Below are 18799 nucleotides of genomic sequence, written 5' to 3' on the forward strand. Positions count from 1 at the left end.
GTGGGGGACGACCATCCGATGCGTCATCAGTACACCCCTTGGGCCAGCATGGCGTCGGCCACCTTCACGAAGCCGGCGATGTTGGCGCCGTTCAGGTAGTTGACGGACTTGTCCTGGCTGCCGTAGCGCACGCAGTTTTCGTGGATGTCGCGCATGATGGCGTGCAGCTTGGCGTCGACTTCCTCGCGGGTCCAGTGCAGGCGCTGGGCGTTCTGGCTCATTTCCAGGCCCGACACGGCCACGCCGCCGGCATTGCTCGCCTTGCCGGGCGCGTACAGCACGCCGGCCGCGATGAAGGCTTCGGCCGCCTCGATGGTGGAGGGCATGTTGGCGCCTTCGGCCACGCAGCGCACGCCGTTGGCGATCAGGGTGCGGGCGTCTTCGATCTCGAGTTCGTTCTGCGTCGCGCAGGGCAGGGCCACGTCCACGGGCACGTGCCAGGGGCGCTTGCCGGCTTCGTAGGTCAGGCCGAACTGCCGGGCGTATTCCTCGACGCGGCCGCGCTTTTCGTTCTTCAGCTCGATCAGGGCCGCCAGCTTTTCCGCCGTGAAGCCCGCCGGGTCCACCACGCAGCCGTGGGAGTCGGACACCGTGACGACCTTGGCGCCCAGCTGCAGGCATTTCTCGATGGTGTATTGCGCCACGTTGCCCGAGCCCGAGACCGAGACCGTGTAGCCTTCGAGCGACTGGCCGGCGTGTCGGAGCATTTCTTCCGCGAAATAGACCGTGCCGTAGCCGGTGGCCTCGGGGCGGATCAGGCTGCCGCCGAAGGTCAGGCCCTTGCCGGTGAAGACGCAGCCGCTCTGGTTGGACAGCTTCTTCATCATGCCGGCCATGAAGCCGACCTCGCGCGCGCCCACGCCGATGTCGCCGGCCGGCACGTCCGTGTCCGGACCCAGGTGGCGGTGCAGCTCGATCATCAGGGCCTGGCAGAAGCGCATGACCTCGGCGTCGGACTTGCCCTTGGGATCGAAATCGGAGCCGCCCTTGCCGCCGCCCATGGGCAGGGTGGTCAGCGCGTTCTTGAAGGTCTGCTCGAAGGCCAGGAACTTCAGGATGGAGAGATTCACCGACGGGTGGAACCGCATGCCGCCCTTGTAGGGGCCGATGGCCGAACTGTGCTGGATGCGGAAGCCCCGGTTGACCTGGATCCGGCCGGCGTCGTCCATCCAGCTGATGCGGAACTGCAGGGCGCGCTCGGGCTCGACGAGCCGCTCGAGCAGGGCCTGGCTGGCGTAGCGCGGATTCTGCTGGATGAAGGGCCACAGGCTGTGCATGACTTCTTTCACGGCCTGCATGAATTCGGGTTGGTGCGGGTCCCGTGACTGGACCCGGGTTAGGAACTGATCGACGGAAGGAAGTGTCATCAAAAGTGCTCGCTTGTGCTTATTTCTTCATCATGTCAAAAAATTCGGCGTTGTTTTTGGTGGCCCGGATTTTGTCCAGGATGAATTCCATGGCGTCAACGTCATCCATGTCGTGGATGAACTTGCGCAGTACCCAGATCTTCTGTAGAAGCTCGGGCTTGATCAGGAGCTCTTCGCGACGCGTGCCGGATTTGTTCAGGTTGATGGCCGGGTAGATGCGTTTCTCGGCCAGTCGGCGCTCCAGGTGCACCTCGGAATTGCCGGTGCCCTTGAATTCTTCGTAGATCACCTCGTCCATGCGGCTGCCGGTTTCGATCAGGGCCGTGCCGATGATCGTCAGGGAGCCGCCTTCCTCCAGGTTGCGCGCCGCGCCGAAGAAGCGCTTGGGGCGCTGCAGGGCGTTGGCGTCCACCCCGCCGGTCAGGACCTTGCCGGAGGCCGGCACCACGGTGTTGTAGGCGCGCGCCAGGCGGGTGATCGAATCCAGCAGGATGACCACGTCCTTCTTCATTTCGACCAGGCGCTTGGCCTTTTCGATGACCATTTCGGCGACCTGGACGTGGCGCGTGGCCGGCTCGTCGAAGGTGGAGGCCACGACCTCGCCGCGCACGGTGCGCTGCATTTCGGTGACTTCCTCGGGGCGCTCGTCCACCAGCAGCACGATCATCACGGCGTCGGGGTAGTTGTCCGTGATGGCATGGGCGATGTGCTGCATGATCACGGTCTTGCCGGACTTCGGGCTGGCGACGATCAGTGCGCGCTGGCCCTTGCCGATGGGCGCGAAGATGTCCATGATGCGCCCGGTGATGTTTTCCTTGCTCTTGATGTCGCGCTCGAGCACCAGCGGCTCGTCGGGGTGCAGCGGCGTCAGGTTCTCGAACATGATCCGGTGCTTGATGGCTTCCGGGACCGTGCCGTTGACCTTGTCCACCTTGACCAGGGCGAAGTAGCGTTCGCCGTCCTTGGGCGTGCGGACTTCGCCTTCGATGGAGTCGCCGGTGTGCAGGTTGAAGCGCCGGATCTGCGAGGGCGAGATGTAGATGTCGTCGGTGCTGGCCAGATAGGACGTTTCCGGCGAGCGCAGGAAACCGAAGCCGTCGGGCAGGACTTCCAGGACCCCGTCGCCGAAGATCTGCTCGCCCTGCTTGGCCCGCCGTTTCATGATCGCAAACATCAGTTCCTGTTTGCGCAGCCGATTGGCGTTTTCGATCTCGAGACCGGCGGCCATTTCGAGCAGCTGCGAAACGTGCAGCGCTTTGAGTTCGTTCAGGTGCATGGGAAAGAGGGGAGAGGGAAGGAAAGTGGAGGTCGTCGGATGGCTGGCGAACCCGGGACCGGGTTCGCGCGCGGAATCAAAGCGGATGGAGGGGGAAGGTCAGAGGGCTTCGTCGAGGAATGCCTGGAGCTGCGCGCGGGACAGGGCGCCGACCTTGGTGGCGGCGACCTTGCCGTCCTTGAACAGCATCAGGGTGGGGATGCCGCGGATGCCGTACTTGGCCGCGCTGTCGGGGTTTTCGTCGACGTTCAGCTTGGCGATGGTGACGCGGCCCTTGTACTGGGCGGCGGCTTCGTCGAGCAGGGGGGCGACCATTTTGCAGGGGCCACACCATTCGGCCCAGTAGTCGACCAGGACGGGCAGGCTGGATTGGAGCACGTCGCCCGAAAAGGACGCGTCGCTGACGTGCTTGATGGAGTCACTCATGTCGTGTGCGCGGATGCGAGGATAAGAGAAGACGGCGGACCGGAATGAAACCGCCCGGAGGAAGGGCGCGTCGGTCCAATGGCGATAAGCATACCATTAATTCTCCGTAAAATAGGCGTCTTTTGAACCACACAGACGGACGGAAAACATTGAGCACCGCACGCTACGACGAGTCGTCGATCCGCGTCCTCAAGGGCCTGGAGCCCGTGCGCCAGCGGCCCGGGATGTACACGCGCACCGACAATCCGCTGCACATCGTCCAGGAAGTCGTGGACAACGCCGCCGACGAGGCGCTGGCCGGGTACGCCCGCGAAATCGCCGTCGTGCTGCACGCCGACGGCAGCCTGACGGTCGAGGACGACGGGCGCGGCATTCCGGTGGGCGAGCACCCCGAGGAACACGCGCCCGTGGTCGAGCTGGTCTTCACCCGGCTGCACGCGGGCGGCAAGTTCAGCAAGGCCGACGGCGGCGCCTACGCCTTTTCCGGCGGCCTGCACGGCGTGGGGGTGTCGGTGACCAACGCCCTGTCCACGCGGCTGGAAGTCACCGTCTGGCGCGACGGCGGCGAATGGCGCATCGTCTTCGCCGACGGGAACGTGATCGAGCCGCTCGCCCGGGTGGGCAGCGTCGGGCGGCGGCGCTCCGGCACCCGCGTGCGGGTCTGGCCGGATGCGCGCTACTTCGACCAGGCCCAGGTGCCGCTGGGCGACCTGGAGCACGCGCTGCGCAGCAAGGCGGTGCTGCTGCCGGGCACGCGGGTGACGCTGACGCTGGAAAAATCCGGCCAGCGGCGCGAATGGCATTACGAATCGGGCCTGCGCGGCTACCTGGGCGAAGCCCTGGGCGGCGCGCCGACCCTGGCGCCGCCCTTCGAGGGCGCGCAGTACGCGGGGCCGGACGACGAGCAGTACGCGCCGGGCGAGGGCGCCCAGTGGGTCGTGGCCTGGACCGAGGACGGCCCGGTGGTGCGAGAGTCCTACGTCAACCTGATCGCCACGCCGGCCGGCGGCACCCACGAATCGGGCTTGCGCGAAGGCCTGTTCAACGCCGTCAAGTCCTTCGCCGAGCTGCACAACCTGCTGCCCAAGGGCATCCGCCTGCTGCCCGAGGACGTGCACGCGCGCGCCAGCTTCATCCTGTCGGCCAAGATCCTGGATCCGCAGTTCCAGGGCCAGATCAAGGAGCGCCTGAACAGCCGCGACGCGGTGCGCCTGGTGGGCGGGTTCCTGCGCAACGCGCTGGAGCTCTGGCTGCACGCCAACGTGGAATACGGCCGCAGGATCGCCGAGCTGGCCATCGGCCAGGCGCAGGCCCGTTCACGCGCCGCGCGCAAGGTCGAGAAGCGCAAGGGTTCGGGGGTGGCCGTGCTGCCGGGCAAGCTCACCGACTGCGAATCGACGGACGTGAACCGCACCGAGGTCTTCCTGGTCGAGGGCGATTCGGCGGGCGGCTCGGCCAAGATGGGCCGCGACAAGGAATTCCAGGCCATCCTGCCGCTGCGCGGCAAGATCCTGAACGCCTGGGAAGTCGAGCGCGACCGGCTGTTCGCCAACCAGGAGATCCACGACATCTCCGTGGCCATCGGCGTCGATCCGCATGGGCCCGGCCAGGAGGCCGACCTCTCGGGCCTGCGCTACGGCCGCATCTGCATCCTGTCGGACGCGGACGTGGACGGCGCGCACATCCAGGTGCTGCTGCTGACCCTGTTCCTGCGCCATTTCCCGCGCCTGATCGAGGCCGGGCACGTCTACATCGCCCGTCCGCCGCTGTTTCGCGTGGACGTGCCGGCGGCCGGCAAGCGCCCGGCGCGCAAGCTCTACTGCCTGGACCAGGCGGAGCTGGACGCGGTGCTGGACAAGCTGCGCGGCGAGGGCCTGCGCGAAGGCGGCTGGCGCATCAGCCGCTTCAAGGGCCTGGGCGAGATGAACGCCGAGCAGCTCTGGGACACGACGCTGAACCCGGACACCCGCCGCCTGGCGCGGGTGCGCCACGGCGACGAGGGCCTGACCGCCTCGGCGCGCATGTTCGACATGCTGATGGCGCGCGGCGAGGCCGCGCAGCGGCGCGGCTGGCTGGAAGAAAAAGGCAATCTGGCCGACGTGGACGTTTGAGGAACGGGAATGGATCTGGATCTGAATCGGAGTGAATCGAACGGCGGGGACAACGACGGCCTGGTGCTGGCGCGCTACGCCGAGCAGGCCTACCTGGACTACGCCGTGTCGGTGGTGCGCGGCCGCGCGCTGCCGGAGGTGTCCGATGGCCAGAAGCCGGTGCAGCGGCGCATCCTGTACGCCATGGACGCCATGGGCCTGGGGCCGCAGGCGCGGCCCGTGAAGTCCGCCCGCGTGGTGGGCGACGTGCTGGGCAAATACCATCCGCACGGCGACCAGGCGGCCTACGACGCCATGGTGCGCATGGCGCAGGACTTCGCCCTGCGCTATCCGCTGATCGACGGGCAGGGCAACTTCGGCTCGCGCGACGGCGACAACGCCGCCGCCATGCGCTACACCGAGGCCCGCCTGACGCCGTTCTCCCGGCTGCTGCTCGACGAGCTGGACGAGGGCACGGTCGATTTCGCGGCCAACTACGACGGCAGCCAGCAGGAGCCCGTGTGCCTGCCGGCGCGCCTGCCCGTCGTGCTGCTGAACGGCGCCTCGGGCATCGCGGTGGGCATGGCCACGGAGATCCCCTCGCACAACCTGCGCGAGGTCGCCGACGCCTGCGTGGCCCTGCTGCGCAAGCCGGGCCTGCCCGACGAAGACCTGTACGCCCGCGTGCCGGGGCCGGACTTTCCCGGCGGCGGCCAGATCATCACGCCTCCCGGGGACATCGCCCAGATCTACGCCAGCGGCCGCGGCACGCTGAAGGCCCGCGCGCGCTGGCACTTCGAGGACATGGCGCGCGGCCAGTGGCAGCTGGTGGTCACCGAACTGCCGCCCGGCGCCTCGGCCCAGAAGATCCTGGAGACCATCGAGGACCTGACCAATCCCAAGCCGCGCGCCGGCAAGAAGTCCCTGTCGGCCGAGCAGCAGCAGACCAAGGCGCTGGTGCTGGGCATGCTGGATTCGGTGCGCGACGAATCCGGCAAGCAGGACGCCGTGCGGCTGGTCTTCGAGCCCAAGACCAGCCGCATCGACCGCGACGAGTTCGTCAACATGCTGCTGGTGCGCACCGGCCTGGAAGGCAACGTGCCGGTGAACCTGGTGTGCATCGACACCGACGGGCGCCCGGGCCAGCGCAGCCTGCGCCAGATCCTGGAGTCCTGGCTGGCCTTCCGCGCCGGGACGGTCACGCGGCGCACCCGCCACCGCCTGGACAAGGTGCTGGACCGCATCCACATCCTGGAAGGCCGCAGCATCGTCTACCTGAACGTGGACGAGGTCATCCGCACCATCCGCGAGGCGGACGATCCCCGCGCGGCGCTGATGGAGCGCTTCCGCCTCACCGAGCGCCAGGCCGACGACATCCTGGAAATGCGCCTGCGGCAGCTGGCCCGGCTGGAAGGCATCCGCATCGAGCAGGAACTGGCGCAGAAGCGCGCAGACCAACTGGCGCTGCAGGAGCTGCTGGACGATCCCGCCGCCTTCAAGCGCCTGATGATCCGCGAGATCGAGGCCGACGCCAAGCAGTACGGCGACGACCGCCGCACGCTGATCGAGCCGGCCGAGCGCGCCGTCCTGGAAACCCAGGTGGTGGACGAACCCGTCACGGTGGTGGTGTCCCAGAAGGGCTGGCTGCGCGCCCGCCAGGGGCACGGCCACGATCCGGCGCAGTTCGGCTTCAAGACCGGCGATTCGCTCTACGACGCCATCGAATGCCGCAGCACGCACGAGCTCATGGCCCTGTCCAGCACCGGCCGCTCCTACAGCATCGCGGTGGCCAGCCTGCCGTCGGCGCGCGGCGACGGGCAGCCGGTGACCTCGATGATCGGCCTGGAGCCGGGCAGCCGCATCGTCCACATGCTGGCGGGCGCGCCCGACCGGCGGGTGCTGCTGGGCGCGGCGTCCGGCTACGGCTTCCTGGCGCGGATCGGCGACCTGTCCACCCGCCAGCACGCCGGCAAGCAGTTCATCACGCTGGACAAGGGCGACACGCTGCTCAAGCCGCTGCTGTTGCGTCCGGACGACACGGCCGTGGCCCTGCTCAGCCGCAAGGGCAAGTTCCTGGTGGTGGCGCTCGACGAGCTCAAGACCCTGGCGAGCGGCGGGCGCGGCACCATCCTGATGGGACTGGACGAGGACGACCGCATCGCCCAGTGGGCCGGCGTGGGCGCCTCGGGCGTGGTGCTGCGCGGCATCTACCGGGCGCGCGACACGGAGCTGGTCCTGATGCCCGAGGAACTCGCCCAGTACGCCGGCCGGCGGGCGCGCAAGGGCCGCCTGCTGGACGTCAAGATCAAGCAGCCCAGCCTCTGGCCGGGAGCGGGGGGCGGGGCGGGGGACTAGAATAGGGTTCCTGCACTGCAACACGCCGATGGAATCCACATCATGAGCTTCAAGGTCACGGTGCTGCCGGCCAACCGGGAATTCACGGTCGAGCCGGGGCAGACGGTCCTGGATGCCGCCCTGGCGGCCGGCATCGTCCTGCCCTACAGCTGCCGCAACGGCACCTGCTCCACCTGCGAGGGGCGGGTGGTCTCGGGCGAATACGACGCGGGGCCGGCGCCGGCCCGCATCCTGGACGCGGCCGACCTGGCCCGGGGGCATACCCTGCTGTGCCAGGCGCGCCCGTCCTCCGACCTGGTGATCGAGGCCCGCGAGGTCCGCATGGCCGACGACATCGTGGTGCGCAAGATGCCCGTGCGGGTGCTGACCCTGGAGCCCCTGGCGCCCGACGTGATGGAGATCACCCTGCAGCTGCCCTCGGCCGAGGCCTTCCGCTTCCAGCCCGGCCAGTACCTGGAATTCATCCTCAAGGACGGCAGCCGGCGCAGCTATTCCATGGCCTGCGCCCGGGCCGACGACCACCGGGTGCGCCTGCACGTGCGCCACATGCCCGGCGGCCTGTTCACCAGCCGGGTCTTCGGCGCGGGCACCGAGCCGCTCAAGCCGCGCGAGATCCTGCGCATCGAAGGCCCGCTGGGTTCGTTCTTCCTGGATCCCGACGACCCGCGGCCGATCGTCTTCCTCGCCAGCGGCACGGGCTTCGCCCCCATCCAGGCCATGATCGAAGGCATGCTGGAGCGCGGCGACACGCGCCCGGCGACGCTGTACTGGGGCGGGCGCCGCCCCGCCGACCTGTACCGGCGGGACCTGGCGCTCGCATGGCGCGAGCGCCTGCCGGGCTTCCGCTTCGTGCCGGTCCTGTCCGAGGCCGCGCCCGGCGACGGCTGGACGGGGCGCACGGGCTGGGTGCACCGGGCGGTCATGGACGACCTGCCCGACCTGTCCGGCCACCAGGTCTATGCCTGCGGCGCGCCCGCCATGGTCGAGGCCGCGCGCCGCGATTTCGTGCAGCAGTGCGGGCTGCCGCCCGAGGCCTTCCACGCCGACGCCTTCACCTCGGCGGCGGACCTGGCGAGGGTCGAAGCATGAGGGGCGCCTTTCATCTTGGAGCGGTCCTGCGATGAAAGTCGCCGTCTTCGGCGCGGGCATCATCGGGGTGTCCAGCGCGTGGTGGCTGGCGCGCGCCGGCCACGAGGTCGAGGTCGTCGAGCGCCGGCCGGGCGCGGCCCTGGAGACCAGCCGGGCCAACGGCGGGCAGATCTCCGTCTGCTACGCCGAGCCCTGGGCCAGCGCGCACACGCTGCGCAAGGTGCTGCGCTGGCTCGGGCGCGCCGACGCGCCGCTGCGCGTGTCGCCGCGCCTCGATCCGCGCCAGTGGCTGTGGTGCGCGCGCTTCCTCAACGAATGCCGCGGGCCGCGCTTCGCGGCGAACCTGCGCGCCATGGTGGCCCTGGCGCAGTACAGCCGCGCCACGCTGCGCGGACTGCGCGCGGAACTGGGCATCGAATACGACCACCTCGAACGCGGCATCCTCGCCTTCTACCGCGATCCGCGCGAATTCGAGTACGCCCGCGCCAGCGCCGCGCGCATGCGCGAACTGGGCGTGGACCGGCGCATCGTCGACGCGGCCGAGGTCCTGCGCATCGAACCGGCCCTGGCGGCGTCGCGGGATCCGATCGTCGGCGGCGACTTCACGGCGGACGACGAGTCGGGCGACGTGCACCTGTTCACCCGCGCCCTGGCCGAACGGGCGCGGGACGCGGGCGTCGTCTTCCGCTACGGCACCCGGGTGAACCGGCTGGTGCCCGTGGACGGGCGCATCTCCGTGGCCGAACTGATCGAGCCCGACGGCTATTTCCGGCCCCTGCAGGCCGACGCCTACGTGCTGGCCCTGGGCAGCTTCACGCCCGAGCTGACGGCGCCGCTGGGCCTGTCCTGCCCGGTCTGGCCGGCCAAGGGCTATTCCGCGACCTTCCGCCTGCGCGACCCGGCGGCCGCGCCCATGGTGAGCCTGGTCGACCAGGAAGCCAAGATCGTCTTCTCGCGCCTGGGCGACCGTCTGCGCATGGCGGGCACGGCCGAGATCGGCGGCTATTCCCGCGCCCTCGATACCGGACGTTGCAATCGGCTGGTCGAGCACGCCCGCGCCCTGTTCCCAAGCGCCCTCGATTTTGCTAATGTTCAGTTCTGGTCCGGCCTGCGGCCCACGACGCCTTCCAACGTCCCCCTCATCGGCCGTACCCGCATACGCAATCTCTACCTGAACACGGGCCATGGCAGCCTCGGCTGGACCATGGGGGCGGGTTCCGGCAGGGTGCTGGCCGACCTGGTGTCCGGCAGGACGCCGGATATCGACTTTCCCTTTTTGGATTGAAACATCATGAATTTTCCTTCCGGCTCCGGCATCTTGCGCCCGGGGATGCGCGCTGTCTGGCTGCTCGCGGCCGCTGTTGCGACCGCGCCCGCCTGGGCGGCGACCGAAGTGCCGGTCTGGCACACCCTCAAGGGCCACAACGCCGAGACCTTCCAGGATCTGGTCAAGGCCTACAACCGCAGCCAGTCCGACGTGAAGGTCGTGGTGCGCGCCTTCGACACGCCCGAGGCGCTCGACCAGGCGCTGGGCGCCGCCGCCCAGTCCAAGAGCCTGCCCGCCCTGGCGCAGATCGGCGACAGCCACACGCTGGAAGACATCGCCCAGCGCAGCTACGTGCAGCCGTTCCACGCGCTGCAGAAGTCCTCGGCGCTGAAGAACACGCGCTGGTTCGTGTCCCCGGACAACGCCTTCATCCATGACGCCAAGGGCCAGCTCATGGCCTTCCCGTACATGCTGGAAATCCCCGTCATGTACTACAACCAGGACGCCTTCAAGAAGGCCAAGCTGACGCCCGCCGTGCCGCAGCGCACCTGGATGGAGCTGCAGGGCCAGCTCGTCACCCTGGCCAACAACGGCTCGCGCAAGTGCCCGCTCACCTCCGACCTGCCGGTGTCGATCAACCTGGAAAACCTGGCGGCGGTCAACAACCAGCTCTACGCCAGCGCCGACAACGGCCTGAAGGCCAAGGGCCTGCCCAGCTTCTCCTTCGATTCCACCTACGTGCGCCACCTGGCGCTGATGATCAGCTGGGTGCGCTCCGAGATCATGGTGCGCCCGGACGCCGGCATGCGCTCCGTCAGCCGCTTCGCCCAGGGCGAATGCGCCGTGCTGATGTCCAGCTCCGGCCACATCGGCGAATTCCTCGGCCAGCGCAAGCTGCGTTACGCGGTGTCCGGCCTGCCGTACTACCCCGAAGTCACGCGCACCCCCGGCAACCCCTTCGTCAGCGGCGCGGGCCTGTGGGTCATGAAGACCGCCAAGCCCGTCACCGATGCCACGGCCGCCTTCCTGGGCTGGCTGTCGCAGCCCGAGCAGGCGGCGCGCTGGTACCAGCAGACCGGCTTCCTGCCGCTGACCCAGGCCGCGTTCGACGCCACGCCCGCCAGCTACTACGCCAACCTCGGCCAGTGGCGCGATCTGGTGGCCGTCTACAGCGGCAAGTCCGTCCTGACGGCCCAGGGCTTCCGCATCCACAACTATCCGGCCATCCGTTCGCGCTTCCAGCAGATCCTGGATTCCGCCCTGAGCGGCCAGCAGCCTGCCGTCACCGCCCTGAAGACGGCGGCCCTGGAGGCCAACAACCTGGTGCGCCAGCGCTGATCGCGGCGCCGGCGCGGGCCCTGGCTCCGGCATGACTGCCGGGGCCGTCGGGGTTCCCGCTTCCTGACGTCCTCCGCCCCCGGGGCCGCGCCGATTCCACGGCGCGGCCCCGGGGGCGGACTTTTTCATCCGTTCGTATTTCCCAGTCTGGCGGCCCGCGTCGGAGCACGCCACCATGGGCACCGTGATTCACGACCGCGGTGTCGCCGGAGGGAAACCATGATCAGGATGAGGCGTGTCAGGATGGGGCGTGCGGGGCTGCTGCTGGCGGGGCTGGCCGGGCTGGGGGGCTGCGCCGCCCCGGCGGACGGCGCCTGGTGGCGCGATCTGGCGGGGCTGGCGAATCCGCCCGGCGTCTACCGCTTCGACTGGCGCATCGCGGGCGATCCGGCGCTTGCGCCGCTGCAGGTCTTCGACGACGGGCGCGAGACCTGGCTGCAGTATCCGGCGGACCAGCCGGCCCCCGCCGTGTTCGAGCGCACCGCCCGGGGCGACCGGCTGCTGCGGCCCCGGCGCGAGCGGGACTACCTGGTCCTGGGCGGCGTGCCCGAGCGCGTCGTGCTGCGCGGCGGCCTGTCGTGGGCCGAGGCCTGGCGCGGCGCGGGGGCGGCGCCGGATGCCGCTCCGGCCATGTCCGCGCCAGAGGGCGCCTCGTCCATGCCCGCGCCCGGGAGCGCCTCGTCCATGCCCGCGCCGGTGGGCTCCGAGCCGGTTTTCGCGGCGCATGCTGGCGGCGCGGGAACGGACCGGATACGGGGCTCGGTGCAGGATCCGATGCCGGGCTCGATGCCGGGCTCGATGAAGGAGCAGGCACGCGAGCAGGTGCCGGACCGGATGCAGGCGCAGATACGGGACCCGATGCGGGGCCGGACGGCCGGGTCGCCGGTGGCGCATCTGCCGATGCCCACGCCGCGCCCCGCGCCGCCGCCATTCCCGCTGCCGCCCGTGCCGCCGAATCCGCCCGCGCCGCCCGCGCCGCCTGCGGGGCCGGTCCTGGCCGGGGGTGCCTCGTCCGGGGATGCGGGCGCCGCGCCGGCCGTGGCCGCGTCCGCCGCCCGGGCGCCGGCCAGGGGGTCCGCCGTGTCCTTCGAGGTCACGCCGGCCGACGGCAACGTCCGGCGGGCGCTGGGGCGCTGGGCGCATGCCGCGGGCTGGACCTTCGAGCCGGAGCACTGGGACGTCGATGCCGACATTCCCCTGGCGGGCTCCGCCGTCTTCGGCGATTCGTTCCGCGCGGCCGTGCGCGGCCTGCTGTCCGCCACCGAGCTCGGCGACCGCCCGGTCCAGCCCTGCTTCTACGCCAACCGGGTCCTGCGCGTGGTGCCGCTGGCGCAGCGCTGCGACCGCACGCGGGCGCCGGGAGCCGAGTCATGACGACATCCCGCCGGTTCGGGCCGGCCCTCCTGTGCCTGTGCCTGGGGCTGTCCGGCTGCGCCTTCTCCGAACGCCTGCGCCAGGCGGCGGACGACTTCCGCCGGGCGGGCGACACCGCGTCCGGGGAACATGGCCGGTTTTCCCGCGCCGCCGTCGATGCCGACGCGCGCCGCACCGCCCAGGACATCGAGCGGCCCTGGGTGGCCGGGCGGGCGCAGCCGCTGGCCCGCGAGCTGACGCTGCCCGCGCCCCTGCGCGCCCGCGTGCGCACCACCCTGCTGTTCGCCGACGGCACCGACGACCTGCGCCGCATCGCGCGGCGCATCGCCGCCGTCACCGGCATCCCGGTCCACGTGCGTCCCGACGCCCTGCTGCCGTCCGGGTTCTTCCTGCCGCGGCTGGCGGGCGAGGCGGGGCGGGGCGCCGCGGCCGCCGATCCGCCCGAGCCCTTCGATCTGGCCGACGGCCCGGCGCCCCTGCCGCAGACCCTGGATCGCCTGTGCGCGCATCTGGGGGTGCGCTGGCGCTACGAGCGGGACCGCATCGAATTCTTCCGCACCGACACCCGCGTCTTCGACGTCCAGGCGCTCACGCTCGACGCGCGCGTGCAGGCCTCGCTGGGGCAGGGGCGGGATGCGTCCGAAGGCGGCTTCGTCAGCGCCTCGGGCACCCGCCTGAGCGGCGGCGACCAGGACGTGATGAAGACCATCCGCGCACGGATCGAGCCGTTCCTGTCCCGGGCCGGCGTGCTGGTGGCCGAGCCCGGCGCCGGGGCGTCCGTCGTGGTCACCGACACGCCCGACGTGCTGGACCGCATCGCCCACTACCTGGATCGGGAAAACCGGGCCCTGACGCGGCGCGTACGCCTGATCTTCGAGGAGCTGACCGTGGCCCTGAGCGAGCAGGCCCAGGCCGGCATCGACTGGAACCTGGTCTTCTCCGGCGCCCGCCTGGCCGCCGGGCTGGCGGTGCCGGCCCTGGGCGGCGGCACCGGCGGACAGCTGGGGGTGGACATCGTCCGGGGGCCGTTTTCGGGCAGCGAAGCCGTCATCCGCGCCCTGGGCGAATCCGTCCAGCTCGTGCGGCGCAGCAGCGTGCCCATCCTGGGCCTGAACCGGCGGCCGGTCTCGCACGCCGTGCGGACGACGTTCTCGTACATCGACCGCATCGAGACCACGCCGGTCTCCGGCGCCACCGGCCTGGCGGTGCCGGCCGTGTCCGTCAACCAGAAGGCCGAGACCGTCGGCTCCCTGCTGACCCTGGTGCCCGACGCCCAGGAAGACGGCCGGATCCTGCTGTCGCTGGCCTACGACAACACCGTGGCCCAGCCCCTCAAGACCGTCACCTTCGGCGACAAGGACCATCCCCTGCAACTGCAGCAGCTCACCATCGAAGGTAACGGCACGGTGCAGCAGCTGGCCTTGCAGCCGGGCCAGCCGCTGGTGGTGTCGGGCTTCGACCGGCAGACCGCCGAATCCGCCGAACGCCGCCTGAATCCGGGCGTGCCGGCGCTGTTCGGCGGCGGCAACCAGCTCAGCACCCAGCGGCTGACCACGGTGCTGATCATCACCGCCCAGGTCGAGGAAGGACTCTGACATGGCGCGCGCCGCTCGTCTCGTCTGGGTGGACCGGGTGCCGCTGGCCTTCGGGCTGGACTGGGTGCCGCTGCTGGGCGATCCGGAGGCCGCCCGCGCGCAGGCGCGCCGCCAGGGGGCTTCCCACCGGGTGGTGTCGGGCGATCCGCCCGCCGCGCTGGGCCTGGCGCGCGGCCTGCCCGCCGGCCTGGCCTGCTGGTCGGCGGCGGACCTGCTGGCGCGCCGCCATCCGCGCGGCACCGTGGCCTGCGTGCTGCCGCTCGACGACGGCACCTGCCACGTGCTGGCCGCGCACGAGGGCGTCGCCCTGGCGCGGGCCGACCGCGCCTATCCCGACGCGGATCTGGCCGGCGAGGCGATCGAGGCCCTGCGCCAGGCGCATCCGAAACTGCAACTGCTCGCGGCGCATGCCGGCGCGGGCGCGGGGGCGCCCGGGCTGCTGGAGGCGCTGGCGGGGGAAGCGGCGGGCCGGCGTCCCCTGGAACCGGTGCGGCGGCGCGGCCGGCGGCTGGCGCTGCTCGTCCTGGCGGCGGGCCTGGGAGCGGCCGGCTGGCTGCGCTGGGGCGGCCCCGCGGATGCGGCGGCGGCGCCCGATCCCGATGCGCGGGCCGACTGGTACGCGGCGCTGGAACGCACGCTGGCCAGCCGCCCGCTCCATGGCGAGGCCGGCACCCGGGCGCTGCTGGACGCCCTGTACCGCCAGCCGGCGCGGCTCGGCGGCTGGTCCCTGCACGAACTGCGCTGTCAGCCCCGGCCGGACGGCGCGCTCTGGCAGTGCGTGGGCGAATACCGCCGCCAGGGGCGCCTGGCCGACAACCGCGCCCTGCTGCGGGCCGCTCCCGCCGACTGGCGGCTGGATTTCCCCTCGCTGGACATCGCCCGCGCCGCCTGGACCCTGTCCCTGCCGGGCCGGCGCCCCGAACCGCGCAGCCTGCCGCGCGCCGGCCTGCTGGCGCGCGACTGGGCCAGCGCCCTCCAGGCGGTGTTGCCGGCCTTCCCCGTGCTGCGGCTGGACGCGGGCCGCCCGCTGGCGGTGCCGGCGCCACGCGACGCCCAGGGCCGGGAGCCGCCCCTGCCCGAGGATTTCCCCCGGCTGTCCGTGCGCGCCTTGCGGGTCGAAGGCCCCTTGCGTTCGGGCGCGCTGCTGGCGCCGCTGGCCCGGGCCGTCTCCTGGCACAAGGCCGCCCTGACTCTGGCGCCCGGTGCCCGGCCCGACGTGCGCGCCAGCCGTCTGATGCTGCATCTCGAAGGAACCGTCTATGAAAACCGGTCGTGAATTCGCGCGCGGGATGAGCAGGTCCCGAACGGGGCCGTGCCGGGCGGCCGTGGGGCTGTGGCTGGCGCTGGCATGGGGCATGCCGCCGCCGGCCGGCGCGGGGCCGGCCGCCGAACCGTCCGTGGCCGATCCCGCACCGGAGGACCCCCAGTCCCGCTGGGAAACCCAGTCGGTGCGCGAACTGATGCAGCAGGACTTGCGGGATGCGCTGCGCGCCGCCTCCGGCGCCGCCGCGAGGCGGCCGGACGGCGGCGCCGGCCCGGATCCGGGCGCGGGCGTGCGGCCCGTGCTGGAACCCCGCCTGGTGGCCCTGTACGGGGTCGGCCAGGCCCTGATGGCCGAAGTCCAGGTGGGCCGCCAGGCCTATCTCTACGTGCGCGGCCAGGCCTGGCCGGCCGGGCATGTCGGGGACCGGGGCGTCTACCAGCTGCGCGGCATGAACGGCGCCTGCGTCCAACTCGAACGCGGCGAGGACCGCCATTCCCTGTGCCTGCGCATGCTGCTGGGCGAGGTGCGGCCATGAAGCCCTGGTCCTCCGCCCTGGCGCTGGCCGAGCCCCAGCCGCCCTTCGATCCGGCCCGCGCCGGCGTGATCGATCACCCCGGCCAGCTGTCGATGCTGCGGCCGGCGCTGCGGCGCGTGCTGGCGCGCGACCTGGGCGTCCAGGCGCTCGCGGACCGCATCTGCCCGGTGGAGCGGGCCGACGGCAGCGTCACCTTGCTGGCGCGGGCGGAATACGTCGGCAGCGACCAGGCCGATGCGCTGGAGCGGCGCCTGCGGGCGGCCGGGCGCCTCCTGTCCGAGCCGGCCCGCTATGTGCTGCCGGCGGCCCTGCTGCTGGCCCTGTCGCGCGAGGGCGGCGCGGCGGCGCTGGCGCAGGGCGGGGACCGCACGCCGACCGCCCTGGCCGGGGTGTTCCAGGATCTGGTCGAATGGGGCGTGCGCCAGGGGGCGACGGACCTGCACCTGAACATCCACCGCGACGCGGCGGAATCCGAAGTCCGCTATACCGTGGCCGGCCGCTACGTCGCGCCGGAGCGCTTCCGCCACATGCCCACCGGGCTGCTGCGCGACGTGCTGGCCGTGGCCTGGATGGACATCCAGGGCGGCAACGGCGCGGTCTTCGATCCGCTGCTGGAGCAGCAGGGCAGCCTGCTGCGCCGCGTGGACGGCCGGGCCTACACCCTGCGCTGGGCCTCGCTGGCCGCCGACCGCGGCCCCAGCGTCTGCCTGCGTTTCCTGTCGCGCGACGCCGGGCCCGGCCCCGCCACGCTGGCCGCGCTCGGCTACCGGGCCGACCAGGTGGCCTGCTTCGAGCGGGTGCTGAAATCCGAAGGCGGGGCGCTGGTGTTCGCGGGCACCGTGGGTTCGGGCAAATCGACCACGCTGGCGACCCTGATCCGCGGCCTGCCGGCGCACCGCAAGATCATCACCCTGGAGGAGCCGGTGGAATACCGGATCGACCGCGCGGTGCAGAACACCATCGGCCGCGACCTGGACCAGCAGGCGCATGGCCGCTACGCCGCCAAGCTGCGCACCCTGAAGCGTTCGGCCATGACCGACGTGTTGCTCGGCGAGATCCGCGATGCCGAGAGCGGTCTGGCCTTCATGGACCTCGCGGGCTCCGGCGTCAACGTCTACACCACCGTGCACGCGCCCTCGGCGCGTGCCATCGTCGATCGCCTGGCTTCCGATTTCATCGCCGTGCCGCGCGATTTCCTCGCCATGCCCGGCATCCTGAAACTGCTCGTCTACCAGGCGCTGCTGCCGCGGCTGTGCGCGGACTGCGCGGTGCCGGCCGGCGCGGCCGAACTCGTGCGGCAGGAGCCGGGCGGCGACGCCGCGTACTGGCGCCGCTGGCTCGGCTGGATCGGGCTGGCCTGGGACGTCGATCCCGCGGCGCTGCGCCTGCGCAACCCGGACGGCTGCGCGCGCTGCCGCCGCGCCGCGCTGCCGGAGCTCTTCGGCTACGAAGGCCGGACCGTGGCCGCCGAATGCCTGGAGCCCGGCCTGCCGGGCGCCGCCGGCGGCAGCGGCCACGTGCCCGATCCGCACGCCAGCGCCATGGCGCACGCCATGGAAAAGGCCGCCGCCGGCCTGGTGGATCCGCGCGACGTCGAAGTGCGCTTCATGGCCTTCGAGACCCTGCTGCTGCGCCAGGGGCGGCTGCCGGCCGGCTGCGCCGCGCCGCCCCGGCCGGGAGCGCGCCGATGATGCGGGTGCGGGCGATGCTGGCGCGGCTGCGCCTGCGGCTGGATGCCTGGCGCTTCGCCGGCGGACGCGCGGATTATTTCGACTACCTCCAGGCGGTGCTGCTGGGTGCCCAGGGCCGCCTGACGGTGCGCGAACTCTTCGACCGGGATGCCGCGCGCCATGGCCTCGGCACGGTGCGCGGGCGCCTGTCGCGCACCTGGGCGCGGGCCTGCGAGGCGAGCGGCGGCGATCTGCACGCCACCTGGCTGGGCTGCTTCCCCGCGGACGAACTGGCCCTGGTGCGGACGGCCCAGGCCTATGGCAATGCGCGGCTGCTGGCGTGCTTCCAGGCCCTGGCCGGCCACCTGGCGCTGCTGATCCAGGCGCGGCGCATGCTCTGGGCCACGCTGGGCTCGGCCGCCGCGGCCCTGCTGACGGCCAGCCTGCTGCTGCTCGCCTTGCCGCGCTGGACGGTGCCGGCCCTGCGGCAGGCCTTCCAGGGCCTGCCGCCCGCCTACCTGGGCGACTGGTCGCGCGCGCTGTTCGCCGGCGCGGACTGGCTGCGCACCTGGGGCGGCTGGCTGCCGGCCGCGCTCTGCGCGCTGCTGGCGGCGGGCCTGTATTCCCTGCCGCGCTGGCGCGGGCCGCTGCGCCGCCGCCTGGACCGCCACGGGCCCTGGCGCCTGTACCGCCAGGTCCAGGCGCTGCGCCTGCTGGCGCTGATTTCGATCCTGCTCCAGCCCGGCGCGGGCGGTTCGACCCAGCTGCGGCCGGTGGTCCTGCTGTTCCTGGAAGACGCCGGCCCCTGGCTGGGCGAGCACCTGGCGCGCATCGCCGACCGCATCGACCAGGGGCTGGCCGGCGCGGCGGCCTTCGACACCGGGCTGCTGGACCGCGACCTGTACTGGTATCTGGAGGACATGGCCGCCGCGCGCGGGCTGCAGTCCGCATTGCAGGCCGCCCATGGGCGCATGGCCGGCCGCTGGCTGGACCGCGTGCGCACCCAGGCCCTGGCGCTGCGCTGGACGGCACTGCTGCTCGGGGTGGCGGTCGTGCTGGGCATCGGCCTGTGGCACTACGCCGCGCTCGACGAGCTGCGGCGCGGCTGGATGATGTTTCATGCCGGCTCCTGAGGGCCGGCCCATTCCACCCG

14 protein-coding genes are annotated in these 18799 nt (G+C 71.8%); 11 read left to right on the forward strand and 3 right to left on the reverse strand.

Going from position 1 to position 18799, the window contains the following annotated elements; all coding sequences use genetic code 11:
- Positions 1-26: 26 nt before the first annotated feature.
- The 3 genes from gdhA to trxA form a co-directional block, all read right to left on the reverse strand.
- Positions 27-1367, reverse strand: coding sequence for an NADP-specific glutamate dehydrogenase (gdhA, locus tag BN940_RS07800; protein WP_043681817.1), 1341 nt, complete (start codon positions 1365-1367; stop codon positions 27-29).
- A gap of 19 nt (positions 1368-1386) precedes the next feature.
- A complete protein-coding gene (rho, locus tag BN940_RS07805; RefSeq protein WP_043681821.1) occupies positions 1387-2643 on the reverse strand; it encodes a transcription termination factor Rho in 1257 nt (418 codons plus the stop codon).
- A gap of 99 nt (positions 2644-2742) precedes the next feature.
- Complete coding sequence (gene trxA, locus BN940_RS07810) at positions 2743-3069, reverse strand: thioredoxin TrxA (RefSeq protein WP_043681826.1); 327 nt, start codon at positions 3067-3069, stop codon at positions 2743-2745.
- A gap of 149 nt (positions 3070-3218) precedes the next feature.
- Between trxA and BN940_RS07815 the strand changes: the two genes are divergently transcribed.
- The 11 genes from BN940_RS07815 (at position 3219) to BN940_RS07870 (ending at position 18779) form a co-directional block, all read left to right on the forward strand.
- Positions 3219-5180 carry a DNA topoisomerase IV subunit B gene (locus BN940_RS07815; RefSeq protein ID WP_043681831.1) on the forward strand — a complete coding sequence of 654 codons (1962 nt, stop codon included), beginning with the start codon at positions 3219-3221 and terminating at the stop codon, positions 5178-5180.
- Between the two features lie 9 nt (positions 5181-5189).
- Entirely contained in the window at positions 5190-7514 is a 2325-nt protein-coding gene (gene parC / locus BN940_RS07820) for a DNA topoisomerase IV subunit A (RefSeq protein WP_052355692.1), read from the forward strand.
- Between the two features lie 42 nt (positions 7515-7556).
- Complete coding sequence (locus BN940_RS07825) at positions 7557-8603, forward strand: CDP-6-deoxy-delta-3,4-glucoseen reductase (RefSeq protein ID WP_043681834.1); 1047 nt, start codon at positions 7557-7559, stop codon at positions 8601-8603.
- Between the two features lie 31 nt (positions 8604-8634).
- Positions 8635-9888 carry a D-amino acid dehydrogenase gene (locus tag BN940_RS07830; protein WP_043681837.1) on the forward strand — a complete coding sequence of 418 codons (1254 nt, stop codon included), beginning with the start codon at positions 8635-8637 and terminating at the stop codon, positions 9886-9888.
- A gap of 6 nt (positions 9889-9894) precedes the next feature.
- Positions 9895-11208: an extracellular solute-binding protein gene (locus tag BN940_RS07835; protein ID WP_043681839.1), complete on the forward strand. Its 1314-nt coding sequence runs from the start codon at positions 9895-9897 to the stop codon at positions 11206-11208.
- Positions 11209-11427: 219 nt separating this feature from the next.
- On the forward strand, positions 11428-12582 hold the full coding sequence (locus BN940_RS20295) for a TrbG/VirB9 family P-type conjugative transfer protein (RefSeq protein ID WP_420864852.1): 1155 nt from the start codon (positions 11428-11430) through the stop codon (positions 12580-12582).
- The gene (locus BN940_RS07850) at positions 12579-14177 is read left to right on the forward strand and encodes a lipoprotein (protein ID WP_043681842.1); all 1599 of its coding nucleotides are present in this window, start codon (positions 12579-12581) and stop codon (positions 14175-14177) included. Before BN940_RS20295 ends, BN940_RS07850 begins: the two co-directional genes overlap by 4 nt.
- 1 nt (position 14178) lies before the next feature.
- Positions 14179-15453, forward strand: coding sequence for a hypothetical protein (locus BN940_RS07855; protein WP_043681845.1), 1275 nt, complete (start codon positions 14179-14181; stop codon positions 15451-15453).
- Positions 15454-15466: 13 nt separating this feature from the next.
- On the forward strand, positions 15467-15976 hold the full coding sequence (locus tag BN940_RS17875) for a hypothetical protein (protein WP_148304919.1): 510 nt from the start codon (positions 15467-15469) through the stop codon (positions 15974-15976).
- Positions 15973-17667, forward strand: coding sequence for an ATPase, T2SS/T4P/T4SS family (locus BN940_RS07865; RefSeq protein ID WP_043681848.1), 1695 nt, complete (start codon positions 15973-15975; stop codon positions 17665-17667). The genes BN940_RS17875 and BN940_RS07865 overlap by 4 nt, the downstream gene beginning before the upstream one ends.
- Positions 17664-18779 (forward strand): hypothetical protein, encoded by a 1116-nt coding sequence (locus tag BN940_RS07870; RefSeq protein WP_148304920.1) that lies wholly within the window; start codon positions 17664-17666, stop codon positions 18777-18779. The genes BN940_RS07865 and BN940_RS07870 overlap by 4 nt, the downstream gene beginning before the upstream one ends.
- Positions 18780-18799 lie beyond the last annotated feature (20 nt).

It is taken from the genome of Castellaniella defragrans 65Phen (assembly GCF_000612685.1).
Taxonomy (GTDB): Bacteria; Pseudomonadota; Gammaproteobacteria; order Burkholderiales; family Burkholderiaceae_B; genus Castellaniella; species Castellaniella defragrans.

Bases quoted from the DNA above. Each gene is read 5' to 3' on its own strand.
- gdhA (WP_043681817.1), bottom strand. From the start codon at position 1,367: ATGACACTTCCTTCCGTCGATCAGTTCCTAACCCGGGTCCAGTCACGG.
- parC (WP_052355692.1), top strand. From the start codon at position 5,190: ATGGATCTGGATCTGAATCGGAGTGAATCGAACGGCGGGGACAACGAC.
- BN940_RS07855 (WP_043681845.1), top strand. From the start codon at position 14,179: ATGGCGCGCGCCGCTCGTCTCGTCTGGGTGGACCGGGTGCCGCTGGCC.
- BN940_RS07865 (WP_043681848.1), top strand. From the start codon at position 15,973: ATGAAGCCCTGGTCCTCCGCCCTGGCGCTGGCCGAGCCCCAGCCGCCC.
- BN940_RS07870 (WP_148304920.1), top strand. From the start codon at position 17,664: ATGATGCGGGTGCGGGCGATGCTGGCGCGGCTGCGCCTGCGGCTGGAT.
- trxA (WP_043681826.1), bottom strand. From the start codon at position 3,069: ATGAGTGACTCCATCAAGCACGTCAGCGACGCGTCCTTTTCGGGCGAC.
- BN940_RS07850 (WP_043681842.1), top strand. From the start codon at position 12,579: ATGACGACATCCCGCCGGTTCGGGCCGGCCCTCCTGTGCCTGTGCCTG.
- rho (WP_043681821.1), bottom strand. From the start codon at position 2,643: ATGCACCTGAACGAACTCAAAGCGCTGCACGTTTCGCAGCTGCTCGAA.
- BN940_RS07835 (WP_043681839.1), top strand. From the start codon at position 9,895: ATGAATTTTCCTTCCGGCTCCGGCATCTTGCGCCCGGGGATGCGCGCT.
- BN940_RS17875 (WP_148304919.1), top strand. From the start codon at position 15,467: ATGAGCAGGTCCCGAACGGGGCCGTGCCGGGCGGCCGTGGGGCTGTGG.
- BN940_RS20295 (WP_420864852.1), top strand. From the start codon at position 11,428: ATGATCAGGATGAGGCGTGTCAGGATGGGGCGTGCGGGGCTGCTGCTG.
- BN940_RS07825 (WP_043681834.1), top strand. From the start codon at position 7,557: ATGAGCTTCAAGGTCACGGTGCTGCCGGCCAACCGGGAATTCACGGTC.
- BN940_RS07830 (WP_043681837.1), top strand. From the start codon at position 8,635: ATGAAAGTCGCCGTCTTCGGCGCGGGCATCATCGGGGTGTCCAGCGCG.